Annotated in this window: 16 protein-coding genes; 9 read left to right on the top strand and 7 right to left on the bottom strand. The window is 54.0% G+C overall.

Going from position 1 to position 13,945, the window contains the following annotated elements; all coding sequences use genetic code 11:
* Positions 1–469 precede the first annotated feature (469 nt).
* The 4 genes from luxS to DB48_RS04200 form a co-directional block, all read right to left on the bottom strand.
* A complete protein-coding gene (gene luxS, locus DB48_RS04215; RefSeq protein WP_041509072.1) occupies positions 470–979 on the bottom strand; it encodes an S-ribosylhomocysteine lyase in 510 nt (169 codons plus the stop codon).
* Positions 980–1,200: 221 nt separating this feature from the next.
* On the bottom strand, positions 1,201–1,500 hold the full coding sequence (locus DB48_RS04210) for a BolA family protein (RefSeq protein WP_041509071.1): 300 nt from the start codon (positions 1,498–1,500) through the stop codon (positions 1,201–1,203).
* A 124-nt stretch (positions 1,501–1,624) separates the two neighbouring features.
* The gene (locus tag DB48_RS04205) at positions 1,625–2,128 is read right to left on the bottom strand and encodes an ACT domain-containing protein (protein WP_041509070.1); all 504 of its coding nucleotides are present in this window, start codon (positions 2,126–2,128) and stop codon (positions 1,625–1,627) included.
* A 129-nt stretch (positions 2,129–2,257) separates the two neighbouring features.
* Positions 2,258–2,911: an alpha-ketoglutarate-dependent dioxygenase AlkB family protein gene (locus DB48_RS04200; protein ID WP_041509069.1), complete on the bottom strand. Its 654-nt coding sequence runs from the start codon at positions 2,909–2,911 to the stop codon at positions 2,258–2,260.
* A 131-nt stretch (positions 2,912–3,042) separates the two neighbouring features.
* Here DB48_RS04200 and DB48_RS04195 point away from each other — a divergent pair, with 131 nt between their 5' ends.
* Positions 3,043–4,212 carry a methyltransferase gene (locus DB48_RS04195; RefSeq protein WP_041509068.1) on the top strand — a complete coding sequence of 390 codons (1,170 nt, stop codon included), beginning with the start codon at positions 3,043–3,045 and terminating at the stop codon, positions 4,210–4,212.
* A gap of 201 nt (positions 4,213–4,413) precedes the next feature.
* On the opposite strand, the gene DB48_RS04190 is transcribed toward DB48_RS04195, so the two are convergent.
* Together DB48_RS04190 and DB48_RS04185 are read right to left on the bottom strand one after the other, a co-directional pair.
* Positions 4,414–5,316 (bottom strand): sterol desaturase family protein, encoded by a 903-nt coding sequence (locus tag DB48_RS04190; protein ID WP_041509067.1) that lies wholly within the window; start codon positions 5,314–5,316, stop codon positions 4,414–4,416.
* A 41-nt stretch (positions 5,317–5,357) separates the two neighbouring features.
* Positions 5,358–6,410, bottom strand: coding sequence for a DUF2804 domain-containing protein (locus DB48_RS04185; RefSeq protein WP_041509066.1), 1,053 nt, complete (start codon positions 6,408–6,410; stop codon positions 5,358–5,360).
* Positions 6,411–6,619: 209 nt separating this feature from the next.
* On the opposite strand from DB48_RS04185, the gene DB48_RS04180 reads away from it, so the two are divergent.
* From DB48_RS04180 to DB48_RS04165, 4 genes are all read left to right on the top strand, one after another.
* Positions 6,620–7,186: a YajG family lipoprotein gene (locus tag DB48_RS04180; protein ID WP_041509065.1), complete on the top strand. Its 567-nt coding sequence runs from the start codon at positions 6,620–6,622 to the stop codon at positions 7,184–7,186.
* 19 nt (positions 7,187–7,205) lie between these two features.
* Positions 7,206–7,790 carry a peptidylprolyl isomerase gene (locus tag DB48_RS04175; protein ID WP_041509064.1) on the top strand — a complete coding sequence of 195 codons (585 nt, stop codon included), beginning with the start codon at positions 7,206–7,208 and terminating at the stop codon, positions 7,788–7,790.
* Positions 7,791–7,955: 165 nt separating this feature from the next.
* Positions 7,956–8,288 (top strand): hypothetical protein, encoded by a 333-nt coding sequence (locus tag DB48_RS04170; protein WP_041509063.1) that lies wholly within the window; start codon positions 7,956–7,958, stop codon positions 8,286–8,288.
* A gap of 138 nt (positions 8,289–8,426) precedes the next feature.
* Positions 8,427–9,845 carry an AmpG family muropeptide MFS transporter gene (locus DB48_RS04165; RefSeq protein ID WP_041509062.1) on the top strand — a complete coding sequence of 473 codons (1,419 nt, stop codon included), beginning with the start codon at positions 8,427–8,429 and terminating at the stop codon, positions 9,843–9,845.
* Between the two features lie 84 nt (positions 9,846–9,929).
* Here the strand turns inward: DB48_RS04165 and DB48_RS04160 are convergent, their stop codons facing one another.
* The gene (locus DB48_RS04160) at positions 9,930–10,415 is read right to left on the bottom strand and encodes a YajQ family cyclic di-GMP-binding protein (RefSeq protein ID WP_041509061.1); all 486 of its coding nucleotides are present in this window, start codon (positions 10,413–10,415) and stop codon (positions 9,930–9,932) included.
* A gap of 349 nt (positions 10,416–10,764) precedes the next feature.
* On the opposite strand from DB48_RS04160, the gene DB48_RS04155 reads away from it, so the two are divergent.
* From DB48_RS04155 to DB48_RS20050, 4 genes are all read left to right on the top strand, one after another.
* Entirely contained in the window at positions 10,765–11,190 is a 426-nt protein-coding gene (locus DB48_RS04155) for a VanZ family protein (RefSeq protein ID WP_052813651.1), read from the top strand.
* On the top strand, positions 11,187–12,188 hold the full coding sequence (locus DB48_RS04150; RefSeq protein WP_235375333.1) for a ketopantoate reductase family protein: 1,002 nt from the start codon (positions 11,187–11,189) through the stop codon (positions 12,186–12,188). The genes DB48_RS04155 and DB48_RS04150 overlap by 4 nt, the downstream gene beginning before the upstream one ends.
* Positions 12,189–12,305: 117 nt before the next feature.
* A complete protein-coding gene (locus tag DB48_RS04145; RefSeq protein ID WP_041509060.1) occupies positions 12,306–13,817 on the top strand; it encodes a sodium-dependent transporter in 1,512 nt (503 codons plus the stop codon).
* Positions 13,814–13,930: a MetS family NSS transporter small subunit gene (locus tag DB48_RS20050; RefSeq protein ID WP_152619090.1), complete on the top strand. Its 117-nt coding sequence runs from the start codon at positions 13,814–13,816 to the stop codon at positions 13,928–13,930. Before DB48_RS04145 ends, DB48_RS20050 begins: the two co-directional genes overlap by 4 nt.
* Positions 13,931–13,945: the final 15 nt, after the last annotated feature.

The following is a 13,945-nucleotide window of genomic DNA, read 5'->3' as shown; positions in this document are numbered from 1 at the left end:
ATTTATTACAGAAATGCGATCGCAATCACGCTGGTCGGGCGCATTTTACCGTAAATAAATGCTTATCGCCATGAAAAATACGGGTGTTTTAAAAGGGATGCGGGGATTTTTACAGTGAGGAATAGATCACAGTTACAGAGATTTTTATGATTTAGGTAAACGGAAATTAATTTAGCCCCCTGTCCTAGCAGGGTTATATGGATTTACGAAGCAAAATGGCGCCGCCGAGGACATCTTTTTCCGCCCATTTTTACCGCATAAAAAACCGACAAAAAGCCGGACTGTTCGACTAAAGTTTAACCACCCCACAAGCCAAATTCATCCAGAAGTCGGTGTTAACTTGAGCAATAATGCCGCTTGGCGCAGCGACCTCTAACCACCCAAAAGAAGATACTGAGAGATAAAAAGCAGCCTAAGCTGCTTTTTATGACGTTTAACCATCCAGATGAAGCCAATTCCCCAAACGGAATTACAAGCCTTTTAGGATCTCATCGCTGAGCTTAAGGTCATCGTTGAGATTCACATTCACCCCGGCGGCGATGATGTTTCTGGCTATCTCCTTGGCCTGCTCTAACGAGTGCATCTGATAGGTACCACACTGGTATTCGTTTAGTTCAGGGATCTCCGACTGCTGTTTTACCTTGAGCACATCTTCCATGGCCGCCAGCCAACACTCGGCCACCTCAGCCTCTTTTGGCGTGCCGATGAGGCTCATATAGAAGCCGGTACGACATCCCATGGGTGAGATGTCGATGATCTCGACGCGATCGCTGTTGAGATGGTCACGCATAAAACCGGCAAAGAGATGCTCCAGAGTATGAATGCCGCGCTCGCTCAGGATCTCTTTATTGGGTACACAAAAACGCAGATCGAAGACGGTAATGGTATCGCCCTTAGGCGTAGTCATCGTCTTGGCAACGCGCACGGCAGGTGCGTTCATGCGGGTATGATCTACGGTGAAGCTGTCGAGTAACGGCATTATTATTCTCCCAAAATAGTGATGCTCAAACTATCGATTGGCTGACATGCCGAGCACCAGTATGGCGTGTGGCGGCAAGGTGCTCCCTTGCGCCACGATAGACCTACACAATATGCGGTAGGTGCCGGGGAAAGTAAAGTGAACTTAGCTCAAGGCCATAAAGACAAAAACCACAAGAGTGATAGCCCTTGTGGTCTTCAATTATCGCCCAGATTTAGGCATTAGCCTTTGCATTTAGGTGAGTTGGGTACCTGTACTTCTTGGTCCCACTCTTCGGGCGTAAAGGTATGCATCGACAGGGCGTGCAGCCCGGCGTCAAACTGCGCCTTCAGCGCCTCGTTAACCGCTCGGTGACGTCCGATAAGGCGCTGGCCTTCAAATGCGGCGCTGGCGACGATCACCTTAAAATGGGTCTCCGAGTTTGGCGGCACATGGTGGTTGTCGCTCTCGTTGATCACCTCAAGATGAACCGGGGTCAATACTTGGGTGAGCGTATCGATAATCTGCTGTTTTACTGACATGGCTATCGTCTCTATCGAGTAGAAAACTTAAGTGGCCGCAGAGTACTTTGAGTGGCGGCAAAGATCAACTCTCTGTCGCCACACTCAGTGGGCGATCACTTAACCCCAAGAGTGACCCATTACCTCAGGTCAGGCTGACTCTGGCATCTTGCGAGACATTTTCCAACAGCTCGATGATGCTATCACCACTGATCTCTTCGGGCACTGACACGGCCAGCTTGGCGGAGAACACCGTCTGCCCCAGGGTAGACACATGCATCCTATTGCACTCCATCTGCTCAACCTCGAGATCCAAGTTAGAGAGAATATCGACGATCTCTCGGGTCAGGCCTGGCCTGTCCAAGCAGTCGACATTGAATCTCAGGCTACGGGTGTGGTCGCTATGTACCTCGGCCATGTCGCTAAAGCTAAAAGTCAGCTCGGGAAATTGCTGCACAAAATCCGCCTGCAGGGCAGCGACTTTATCCTGAACGATCGCCACCTTCATCATGGCCGCAAACCAGGCATCCATCTTAATCACCTTGCTGCTTAACCACTCCCCTCCCGCTTCTCGGGTTAGATTAGCCATCGCCTTCACCACCCCAGGGGTGACGACACCCGTTACCGTGGTCACGAACATCTTATTCATAAGCAACTCCTTCTGGTGGTTATCGCGTCACACAAACGTTGTGCGACACACCTGCTCACGATGAGAATAAAACTTTCACCGACTCAAAGGTGAGAGCTAGCTTACACTTCCGTCTCGGCATTATTCACTTTACCCCTGATGAAAGTGTGGAATTAAATGCCGATAGGTCAAGTTTAGCCTAGGCCGAGTCACCTTGGCTCGTTTGGGTAGCGCATGCTGCCAGCTCGATTGCATGGGCCAATGCATGATCAACAGATCGCCGCTATTGAGCATCAACTCAACCTTAGTCTTGCTCTCCTTGTGGCGCAAAAAGAAAGGGCGGCTGGCCCCCAGGGTCACAGAGGCGATATCCGAACCTGGCACTATCTCTGCCTCATCGTCGCTGTGCCAGCCCATGGTATCGCTGCCGTCACGATAGTGATTGACCAAGACGCCGTTGCTTATCAGCCCAAAGTCTCGCGCCAGTTTCTCCCTCAACCGCAGGGCATACTTGGGCCAGGGCTCGGCGCGAATAAAGAGGCCTGAATAAAGATAGTCGCAGCCATTATCGCCAAACCAAACCTGGCGTCTGGGGATAGGATGAGTGCGGCCGAAAATCCTGATCTCGGGGCGAGTGAAGGGGTAGTGTTCAGCCTCATGGATCAGCGCCTGCTGCTGCGCCGGATTGAGATAGCCTTGGATCACGCTAATAGGCGGCTTAGGGGCTGGCTCCGCCTCGCCGCCTTCGTCTGTGGCTTGGTTCTCCATATCGCCAAACTCAAACCCTTTCTGTCGCTGTTGCATCTGTCTTTTCCTGCTTACGCGCTCATACCTCGCCCAATCACTTCTCACTCAATCACATCTCGCCAGGCATATACCTGTCGGGGCAAATCTGCGATAATCGCGGCCCCAATTTTCAAAGTAGCAGCCTAGCCATGACAACTCAATTCTCCGTTGCCGATATCGAGCTGAGTCTCTCCCGTTATCCCGCCAATCAGGTCTCTAACCTGCAAGCCTGGGATGCGGCCGACGAGCACTTGATAAAACACCTAAAGGAGATTGAGCAGCCCAAAGCCAACACGGCCGTTGTCAACGACAGCTTTGGCGCCCTGTGCACCGCCCTTACTTCCATAGAGGCCGACTGGCCCATCTGGGTCGAGACAGATGCCAAGACGAGCCAGCTAGGTACGCTGCAAAACTTCAGCGCCAATGGATTAAGCGATACCAATCTCAACTGGCTCAACAGTCGTGAACTGCCGCCTAAAGGCATAGCCCTGGTGCTGATGAAGCTGCCTAAAAACCTCAACTACTTTGTCCACCAGCTACAACGCCTGTCACAAAGCCTGGCACCCGATACGCCTGTCTATATCGGTGCCAAGGCCAAGGCGATCAACAAGGCGCTGCTGGAGACCATCACCAAGCACCTGGGCCCCGCCACCGCCAGCCTGGCCTGGAAGAAGACCCGGGTGATCACCTGTATCGCCGACGGCAAGCCCAGAGCGCTAGCGAAAGAGGTCAGCTGGCCGGTGCAGGAGTTTAACCTCAACATCAGCAATCTCAGCAATGTCTTCGCCGCCAACAAGCTGGATATCGGCGCCCGCATCATGCTGGACAACCTGCCTGAGGGACAGTTCGACACCATAGTGGATCTTGGCTGCGGCAACGGCATCCTGGGGCTGAGGGCCAAGCAGTGCTACCCAAATGCACAGGTGCATTTTGTCGATGACTCTGAGATGGCCATCACCTCGGCGAAACAAAACTGGCAGGCCAATAAGCTCGACAACCCTGAGCTGCCGCAACCTCAGGGACACTTTCACTGGGACGACTGCCTGACGCACCTGGGCGATGAGGTGAAACCGGATCTGGTACTCTGTAACCCGCCTTTTCATCAGGGGGAAGCGATCACAGACCATATCGCCTGGCAGATGTTTTTAGACGCCTACCATAGGCTCAGGCCGGGCGGCATGTTGCAGGTGGTCGGCAATCGCCATCTGGGGTACCACGTCAAGCTCAAGCGGATCTTTAAGAACTGCACAACCGCGGCAGCTAACGGCAAGTTTGTCATTTTAAGAGCCATCAAGTCTCCTCAGGGGGCAGACAAGTAACGCGGCGAACACGCCCGAGTCTCTAGCCATCGAAGCGAACACAAAAAAAACAGGGCCTTAGCCCTGTTTTTTATTTGCTGGATAAAGCTGAGTGACGCTTAGACTGACGACCTCGACCTAGCGATAGTTTTCGCTAAATCCCTCTCCTCTTAAACCAACAGCCTAAACCAACATCCTAAACCAACATACTAAGCAAACATACTAAGAGACCAGCTTGTGCTCAGGCCCGGCATCGTCCACCTCTTCACCCGCCTCGGCGGCCGCAGGCGGTGCAAACAGCAGCGCTAACCTCTGCTTCATACTGAGTCCGGGCGCAAAGGCCTCACGAAACATGTCGCGCCACTCACTGAAGGTCACCACCAGCGGGTTAAAACTATTTACCGGCTTGGTGATGCCGTACTCCACCGTCTCTTCTTCCTTAACATAGGTGCCAAACAGGCGATCCCAGATGATCAACACCCCGGCGTAGTTCCTATCTATATATTGCGGGTTGCGCCCATGGTGCACCCTGTGATGAGATGGCGTGTTAAACACCCACTCCAGCGGCCCCAGCGTCTTAACCGCCTGGGTATGGACAAAAAACTGCAGTCCCAAGTTAAGCAGCACGGCAAACACCACCCAGTTAGGATCGAAGCCGACCACGACCAGCGGCAGCCAGAAGATCCACATGCCGGCAAGGGGATACATCAGACTCTGCCTGAAGGCGGTGCTGAAGTTCATTCGCTCTGAGCTGTGGTGCGCCACGTGCGCCGCCCACATCCAGCGCACCCTGTGGCTGGCGCGGTGGAACCAGTAATAACAGAAGTCCTGGGCAATAATCAGTGCGATAAAGCTGCCCAGCCCCATCTGAATATCGAAGAGGCGCCAGCCGAATGCCCACAGATAGAGCTTGGCGATCAGCAACCCGGTGAGAATATCCGCCCCCTGATGCAGGCCCGCCAGGGTGAAGTTACACAGCACCTCGGGCAGATGATAACGGGCATTATCCGGCAGGCGGCCGCGACGGTCCCCCAGATACCATTCGGCCAGGATACAGACAAAAAACAGCGGCGCGAGCACCAGTAAGAGCACCTCGGGGTGCGCGATGAGTGAATTAAAATCCATCTAGTTATTCCTTTATATTCCCTGAGTGTGACGCTACCGGCCTACCAGCGGGCAAAATGATCTTCGGTTAAGCCAAGCAGATTATCGATGTGGTGAGTACGTCCCCGGCCGTCGCGGATCTCACCGTCGAAGTAGCCCAGATACTGCCTGAAGTTACTCTTGAGTAACCAGAGATTGAGCTTCTCCTGGCGACGATTGAGCGGTCGGAAGTTCAGCGCGACTCGGCCGTCCTGCGAACTGATCTGCCAGCTGGCATCGTCGTCCCCCTTGGGCGTGCGACGAAACGCAAAATGCACAGGCCCCAGTAGATGACGCTCGCCGTTGATCCAAAACACGTTCTCGTTACAGCCGGTCTCGTTCACCCCGGCCGCCAGATTGAGGCCTACCAGCGCATCCCCCTGATAGCCATTGATACTGGCCCAGCGCCAACTGGTCTCCCGGCGCATATAGCCAGCCGAAAAGTCATAGCCCGCCAGGGCGCGATTGAGCGGCTGGGGCTCGTGGTGAATCGTTAGTTTGCCGCCCACCTTGAGGCCATTGTGTTTCTGGGTATAGGTCCAGCCGCTATAACCGGTCGGGTTGCACATGGCCATCGGCAGACTCAGCGGCATAGGCGTGAGCTGCAAGTCGGCCTTTATCTGCGCCGTGTCGATATTGAGCTGCCAAATTCCCTCGACTATCTCTATGGTCACCTTACCCTTGCCGCTGGCAAGCTGTGCCCGACCGGACCAGGGCGAGTCTGCCAGTTGACAGCCGATGGCGAGCGGCTTGAGCCAGGTGGTCTCCACCAGCCGATTGGCCTTGATGTCATAGAGGTAGCAAAAACCTGTGCCGGCGTAGCGGATATCGGCGATGGCCACCCCGATCACGTATCTCGGGGTATTGATGGCGACAAACTGAAACTGCTTAAAATGAAAATGCCGGGCGAGATGACTGGCAGGCTTGTCCATTACATTGGTATAGCGAAAGTGCTCCAGGCCAAAGGATTTGACCGGGCCGTCGAAGTGACCATACTGTACCTGGCCCGAACTTAAGATCAGGCTATCCGGCGCCCCCAAGGTCTGCACCGCGCCGGGTTGAATATCCATCTTCATTGCTTGTTATCTTTCTTCTCTTTGTTATCTTTCTTATCGGGCTGACAGCCTGTTGGCCGCGCCTTTTTAGTGGAATTTTTACTCTAACGCTTTCTGGTTTAAGTTAAAACCCCAGCGAACAACAAAGCCTTAACAAACTCGCCTCACGCTGGCATCCAATGAGGATTCTGGTATGCTGATGCCACCTTTTTACAGCATGATTTTCCGCTATGAAACGAATTATTCCCATCATCGCCTGTGCCGGCCTGCTCTTTGGCTGCGCCACCCATACCCCGACCCATATGGCGCTCAATCCACAGCTGCCTGTGGTGGAATCTCAGGGGATCCCGACTAAGCCCATCGCCATCGAGATGATAGATACCCGCTCGGCAAACTTTGTTGCCCGCTTTAATAATGAAGGGGATGCCGCCAGGCTGGTCAGCCCGTCAGAGTCACCTCGTCGTCAGCTGGAACAGGTGTTTCGTGAAGGATTTACCAAGGCGGGATATCGTATCGATCCAAGCTCAGTCAATCATATGCAGCTGCAGCTGGAAAAACTGCTGACCGACGTCAGCGACACCACCTTTGGTTATCAGGCGACCAACGACATCATCATCAATGTCATCGCCAGTAATACCAGCAAGACCTTTACCAAGCGCTACACGGCCCGTAACCTAGTTTCCGGTCCCTTTAGCGCCGACTTCGCCACCTTGGAGCTGTCGGTCAACGATCTGCTCAGCGACCTGACGGCGAAGATCATCAACGACCCCGAACTCAACCAGTTCATCCAACAATAACTAAGATAAGGAAGTTCACATGAGAATCTGGCTTGGCGCCCTACTGTTACTCGCATTTTCCGGCCTGGCGCAGGCATTGGACATTCAAAGCGATACCATCTATCCCAAGGTCAAACTGGAAACCACCATGGGCAACATAGTGATCGAGCTGGATCGTAAACGCGCCCCCATCACGGTCGATAACTTTCTCACCTATGTGGTCAAGGGTCACTACGACAACACCCTGTTCCATCGCATCATCCCAGGTTTCGTAGTACAGGGCGGCGGCCTCAATCCTAAGCTGGAAGAGAAGCCCTATGGCAAGCCCATCGTCAACGAGTCAGGCAACGGCCTTAGCAATAGCCTAGGCACCATCGCCATGGCCCGCGAAGACGATCCCCACTCGGCCACCGCACAGTTCTACTTTAACGTGGGCGACAACAAGCGCCTGGATCCCTCTAAACGCCGCTGGGGTTACGCCGTCTTCGGTGAAGTGATGGAAGGCATGGAAGTACTCGAGGCCATGGCCGAGGTAGAGACGCAGATTAATACCAAGCTTGGCTGGCCCGACTTCCCGGTGCAGCCGATCATCCTCAAGAAGGCAACCCTGCTACCTAGACAGTAAGTAAAGGTTAGTGGCCTAAGATAAACATAAGGCTTTGCATTCATTCAAAATTAATGGCACTTTCATCTAAGTGCCATAAAAACAGAACGCACAGTTTTTTATCTCAGACAACTGGCGACAAATCCACTGGCTATACTTAGGCCTGTAGTAGCAAGGAGGCGAACGATGACAGCAAATGAGTTCATCGATAATAAAGCGCCCCAGCTGGCTCAATATGGAAAAGCGTTTTTAAATAATCAACTCGATTCCAATGAGATCCAGCTTTACTTATGGGACACCCTAGAAGAGTGGGCTCAGTTCAATCATCAGGGTGACGCGCAAACCGATATAGAGCGAGTGTTTTGGCACTTGATACACGCCTTTGACAGGTGGCCCGACTGGACCATACGGGGCAATCAGTTCTTGCGAAAGCAGATCGACGATTGCTGCGATTTTCTCAGTCTCGGCGGCACCTGCCCAAGTTGTTGTGTCGGTACCAGGCCAAGCTCAATGTCATAACCAATGCTTTACTAGTCGTAAAAAAGCCAAGCTCAGTCTCTCGGGACTGGGCTTTTTTCATGACCGAATTTTCACTTTTTATTTGCCGCGTCAGCGTTTAAGCTAACCCCACCTAGCCTGACAAAGCCGACTGCTATTTTGATTGCATCCCGAGTTTCCCGATTGCGAGACGCCCTCACCATCTATTTCCACAAGCGGGTATTGATCCTGCTGTTTCTCGGCTTTTCCGCCGGCCTGCCCTTGATGCTGGTATTTTCGACCCTCTCCTTCTGGCTCAGAGAGGCCGGCATAGATCGCACCGCCATCGGCTACTTCAGCTGGATAGCCCTGGCCTATGGCTTCAAGTGGGCCTGGTCACCTCTGGTCGATCGCATGTCGCTGCCCTTCTTCACCCAAATATTGGGACGGCGCCGCGGCTGGATGCTATTTGCCCAGACCCTGCTGGTGCTCGCCATCTTAGGCATGAGCCAGAGTGACCCCTTGGCCGACCTGGAGCGCCTGGCGCTGTTCGCCCTCATGGTCGCCTTTGCCTCGGCCACCCAGGATATTGTTATCGACGCCTTTCGTATCGAGTCCGCGCCGCAGAAGATGCAGGCGGCCCTCGCCGCCGCCTATCAGGTGGGCTATCGTAGCGCCATGATTGTCGCTACGGCAGGGGCTCTGACCATAGCCGCCTGGGTCGACCCCAACAGCGAGGCCTATGATCTGGCCTCTTGGCAGACCGCCTACCTGGTGATGGCCGGACTCATGTTCATCGGCATCTTCACCACACTGATGAGCAGCGAGCCTAAGGTAGAGGCCAAGGAGGCTGACGCGATTGAATCGGCCATGCAGCAGAGTCTGTCCGCCCGCTACCCCAAACCTGTGGCGGCCGCCGCCTCCTGGCTCTATACCGCCAGCATATTGCCCTTCGTCGATTTCTTTAAGCGTTACGGCCGCAGCGCCCTGCTGATCCTGCTGCTGATCTCCTGCTACCGTATCTCGGATATCGTCATGGGGATCATGGCCAATGTCTTCTATGTCGACATGGGCTTCTCTAAGACGGAGATCGCCACCCTGAGTAAGGTCTATGGCCTGATCATGACCCTGGTGGGCGCCGGTGCCGGCGGCATGCTACTGGCCCGTTACGGCACCATGAAGATCCTCTTCCTCGGCGCCTTCATGGTGGCGGTCACCAACCTACTCTTCGCCTATCAGGCCATGGTGGGCTATAACCTCGAGCTGTTGACTGCGGTGATCTCCATCGATAACTTCAGCGCCGGCATCGCCACCGCGGCCTTCATCGCCTATCTCTCCAGCCTGACCAGCAGTGGTTATAGCGCCACCCAGTATGCCCTGCTCTCCTCCATCATGCTGCTGTTCCCCAAGTTTGTGGCGGGCTTCTCGGGCCAATATATCGATGCCTTCGGCTATGTGAACTTCTTCGTCGCCGCCAGCATCATAGGTTTCCCTGTGCTGGGACTCATCTTGCTGGTGCAGAAACATGCGCCGCATCCCAACGGTGACGAGCAAGCCGCCCCCTTAAATCCGTCCGAGGAGCGACAGGCAAGCGACTAGCCATCATTTACCGAGTAGGCCGCTAAAAACAGGCAATAAAAAGCCCCGCTCAATCGGCGGGGCTTTTGACATCATTGACTATGATTAGTCTCTGAAGTTGTTGAACTGGAACGGCTGACCCAGATCCGATTCGCGGGCAATGGCCATCACCGCCTGCAGATCATCACGCTTCTTACCGGTCACTCGAATCGAGTCGCCCTGAATGGCTGCCTGCACCTTAAGTTTGCTGTCTTTGATCAGCTTCACCAGCTTCTTGGCTACCAGGCTGTCGATCCCCTCTTTAAAGGTCACCTTAAGCGAGAAGGTCTTACCGCTGTGAATCGCCTTCTCTGCAACGTCCATGGAAGCCGGGTCGACGTTACGCTTACTCAGTTGGTTACGCAGCATATCCACCATCTGCTGGCACTGGAAATCGGACTCAGATGACAGGGTCACCTGATGATCTTTATAGGTGACTTCGCACTCGACACCACGAAAATCGAAACGGCTATCCAGTTCACGGCGCGTATTGTCTACGGCGTTGCGAAGTTCAACTTCGTTTACTTCCGATACGATATCCATCGAAGGCATATTTATCATCCTCTGTTTAGGGCCTGTAGATCTTTGCTGTTGGTTTTACAGCAGCTGCAGGTGATTTATATAAGGTAGGGCCTGTGTCGTGTAGCATTCTACACAAACTGGCGATAACGCCGTAGAAATTGCCTACAAACGCTGCCCAAGGGGTTCATCTAAACGCGTTTAGATTGAACAAAAATGAAACTTAAAAGTTCAACAGGCCCGAACCACTTTATCTGCCCGCTAGTTTACCCGCTCGGGCCAGAGAGCGCCAAAATTTCTTAATGTTCTAACAGGCGTTTCTTAATGACTTTAAGATGACATTTTCCTATGATTGGGCAAAGCCACTTAACCTAAGCGACCCGTGAATTCTCGAAAAACCTTTTTTAAGATAGCGCTTCTTCTTTCCATCATAGTGATCAGTTACCTGGTATTCTCCCGCCCTAACTACCCACAAGTGATCCCACACATGGATAAGCTTGGTCATCTAGGCAGCTTCTTCGCTCTGGCGCTATTGACCCATCTCGCCTTCGAACCTAAGTGGTACAGCCTGGCGGGCATCCTGGCCGGCTATGCCCTCTTTATCGAACTGGTACAGTCTCGCCTGCCCTATCGCAGCGCCTCCACCGCCGACTTCATCGCCGACATGGTGGGCGTGCTCTTGTTTTACTTCGGCCTCTGGCTCTACCGCCGCTATATCAAGGCCAGCATGTTCAATAAAGCCGGGGCCAATAAAGCCGGGACCAATAAAGCCGAGGTCAATAAAACCAGAGCCAAGACCCAACCATGACCACTTTAGATAAGGCTAAGCAAAACGAGATGCGACCAGGCAAGACTCAACCCATTGAAACCCAGCCCGGTGAAGCTCACTCCGGTGAAACTCAGCTAGGAAAAATAGTAATCCTCGGCGCCGGCGCCATAGGTCAACTTATTTTCCACCAGCTATCCATTCACGGGCTCGCGCCTGTGCTCATGGCCAGAGACGCACAGGCCGGCAGCCAGGAGCTGGCACTGACCGACCTCGATGGCAAGACGCTAAAGCGTCAAGCGCAGTTCATCGACCAAACAGGGCTGGCAAGCTGTGAGCTACTAATCGTCTGCGTCAAGGCCTATCAGGTCGAGGCGGCGCTACTGCCCCTGTTAAAGACTCTCTCTACCGACACACACATATTGTTGCTGCACAACGGTCTGGGGCCCCACCTGAGTGTGGCACCACATCTGGCAGGCCGCGGTCTTAGCCTGGGCACCACCTCCCAGGGCGCCCTGAAACTCGGCAGGTGGCAGATTAAACAGACGGGTGCCGGCCTGACACAGCTTGGCCATGCCCAGGGTGCCCCCCTTGCGGCGAATCTACGCCAGGCTCTGCTCGCGGCTATCAGCAACAGCGAGTGGTGCGAGCCCATCCTGCCCATGCTGTGGCAGAAACTCGCCATCAATATCGCCATCAACCCGCTAACCGCCATCAATGACTGTCCTAACGGTAAACTGGCCGATGAGCAGTTCAGGCCGACCATACTGGCTCTGATTGGGGAGGTGATCGCCGTGGCAAACGCCGAGGGGATTGCGCTGGAGCGACAGCAGCTGACCGAGCGCGTCTATCGGGTGATCGAGCTGACCGCCGGCAACTACTCCTCCATGCATCAGGATATCCACCACGGCCGCCAGACCGAGATTGAGGCGATCACCGGCTACTTGCTGAGCCGCGCCGCCGTCCACGGCCTCGCCACACCAACCAATGAGGCCATCTACCGGCAGCTTAAGTCTCTCGAGTGCGACGACAAGGCCTGAAATACGTCTGCACATGAAGCCACACATAAGTCATATATAAGGCAGGAGATTTTCTGCTCTGACCTCGACATAAGCGTCTAGAATTATTCTTAAAAGGCGCGAGGCTCGAGGTGATAGATGAAACGAGAGCAGTGGAACTCTAGGGTAGGTTTTATATTGGCGGCGGTCGGTTCGGCCATAGGACTGGGTAACATCTGGCGCTTCCCCTATATGGCCTATGACAACGGCGGCGGCGCCTTCTTTATTCCCTATCTGTTCGCCATGCTCACCGCCGGTATCCCCTTTATGATCATGGAATTTAGCCTGGGCCATAAGCTAAAGAAGACCTCGCCACGCATCTTCGCCCAGCTCGGTCATACCCTCGGTTTCAGGCTCGAATGGCTCGGCTGGTTCCAGGTGTTCATCGCCGCGGTGATCGCCGTCTACTATGTAGCCGTCATCGGCTGGACCCTCTCCTATCTCGGCTTCTCCTTCAGCCTGGCCTGGGGAGACAATCCCAATGACTTCTTTTTTAATCAATATCTTAAACTAGGAAACAACTCACCTTCCCATCTGGGTGAATTTCAAGTCGGCATAGCCATCGCCATGAGCATCGCCTGGCTGATGACCTTCATGGCAGTCTTTACCGGGGTGAAGGGGGGAATTGAGCGCGCCAACAAGATCATGATGCCCGTGTTGTTTATCATGGTATTGGTGCTGATAGGTCGCATCCTGTTTCTGCCTGGGGCGCTATCTGGGCTCAACTATCTGTTTGAGCCAGACTTTAGCCGGCTGCTGGACACCCAGGTATGGTCCGCCGCCTATGGACAGATCTTCTTCACCCTCAGCGTCGGCTTCGCCATCATGCTCGCCTATTCCAGCTACCTGCCCAGCAAGGCCGACATCAATAACAACGCCTTCATGACGGTGTTGATCAACTGTGGCTTCTCGATTCTGGCGGGCATACTGATCTTCGGTGTGCTGGGCTACATGGCCGAGGAACAGATGAAGCCCCTGACCGAGGTGGTCAGCTCGGGTATAGGCCTAGCGTTTGTCACCATACCCACGGCGATCAACCTGATGCCGGCCCCCTACATTCTGGGGCCACTCTTCTTCATCGCCCTGGTGATCGCCGGATTAAGCTCGCACATCTCCATCATAGAAGCGGTCACCAGCGCGGTCATCGACAAGTTCCATGCGCGTCGCAGGCCCGCCGCGGTACTGGTGTGCAGCATTGGCTATCTGGTTTCCATGGCCTTTGCCACCAATGGTGGCCTACTGCTGCTGGATCTGGTGGACTACTTTATCAACAACATCGCCCTGCTACTAAGCTGCCTGCTGGAGCTGCTGATCATCACCTGGCTACTGAAGGTAACAGTGATTCATGAGCATGCCAATGAAAACTCCGAGTTCAGGGTAGGCGCTTGGTTTGTCGTCTGCCTGCGCTTCATCAGCCCGGCTATCTTAGCCACCATACTGATAAAGAATCTCTACAACACCCTAGTCAACGGCTATGGCGATTATCCCATTGCCGATCAACTTTTCTTAGGTTGGGGCTTAGTGGGCACCATGCTCTTCTTCGCCGTACTGATTAACTTCACCAGCAAATCGCCAGGCTATCCAGATAAACACCCGGGAGACAAGTCATGAGTCAAAGTGCCCTTATCATGATGCTGCTTGCCTTAAGCCTGACCTGGGGCGGCGCCGCCTTCTGTATCGGCATCGCCATCAGGCGCAAGCAGAGGGACGAGGCCGACGATTAGTCTGCCTCCTCTATT

Source organism: Shewanella sp. cp20 (genome assembly GCF_000832025.1).
In the GTDB taxonomy this organism is placed as follows: domain Bacteria; phylum Pseudomonadota; class Gammaproteobacteria; order Enterobacterales; family Shewanellaceae; genus Shewanella.
The sequence above is the reverse complement of the archived record's forward strand: the minus strand, read 5'-3'. Positions and strand labels throughout refer to the sequence as shown.

Excerpts from the sequence above, each read along its gene's own strand:
- luxS (WP_041509072.1), bottom strand. The coding sequence starts at position 979 with ATGCCGTTACTCGACAGCTTCACCGTAGATCATACCCGCATGAACGCA.
- DB48_RS04210 (WP_041509071.1), bottom strand. The coding sequence starts at position 1,500 with ATGTCAGTAAAACAGCAGATTATCGATACGCTCACCCAAGTATTGACC.
- DB48_RS04205 (WP_041509070.1), bottom strand. The coding sequence starts at position 2,128 with ATGAATAAGATGTTCGTGACCACGGTAACGGGTGTCGTCACCCCTGGG.
- DB48_RS04200 (WP_041509069.1), bottom strand. The coding sequence starts at position 2,911 with ATGCAACAGCGACAGAAAGGGTTTGAGTTTGGCGATATGGAGAACCAA.
- DB48_RS04195 (WP_041509068.1), top strand. The coding sequence starts at position 3,043 with ATGACAACTCAATTCTCCGTTGCCGATATCGAGCTGAGTCTCTCCCGT.
- DB48_RS04190 (WP_041509067.1), bottom strand. The coding sequence starts at position 5,316 with ATGGATTTTAATTCACTCATCGCGCACCCCGAGGTGCTCTTACTGGTG.
- DB48_RS04185 (WP_041509066.1), bottom strand. The coding sequence starts at position 6,410 with ATGAAGATGGATATTCAACCCGGCGCGGTGCAGACCTTGGGGGCGCCG.
- DB48_RS04180 (WP_041509065.1), top strand. The coding sequence starts at position 6,620 with ATGAAACGAATTATTCCCATCATCGCCTGTGCCGGCCTGCTCTTTGGC.
- DB48_RS04175 (WP_041509064.1), top strand. The coding sequence starts at position 7,206 with ATGAGAATCTGGCTTGGCGCCCTACTGTTACTCGCATTTTCCGGCCTG.
- DB48_RS04170 (WP_041509063.1), top strand. The coding sequence starts at position 7,956 with ATGACAGCAAATGAGTTCATCGATAATAAAGCGCCCCAGCTGGCTCAA.
- DB48_RS04160 (WP_041509061.1), bottom strand. The coding sequence starts at position 10,415 with ATGCCTTCGATGGATATCGTATCGGAAGTAAACGAAGTTGAACTTCGC.
- DB48_RS04150 (WP_235375333.1), top strand. The coding sequence starts at position 11,187 with ATGACCACTTTAGATAAGGCTAAGCAAAACGAGATGCGACCAGGCAAG.
- DB48_RS04145 (WP_041509060.1), top strand. The coding sequence starts at position 12,306 with ATGAAACGAGAGCAGTGGAACTCTAGGGTAGGTTTTATATTGGCGGCG.
- DB48_RS20050 (WP_152619090.1), top strand. The coding sequence starts at position 13,814 with ATGAGTCAAAGTGCCCTTATCATGATGCTGCTTGCCTTAAGCCTGACC.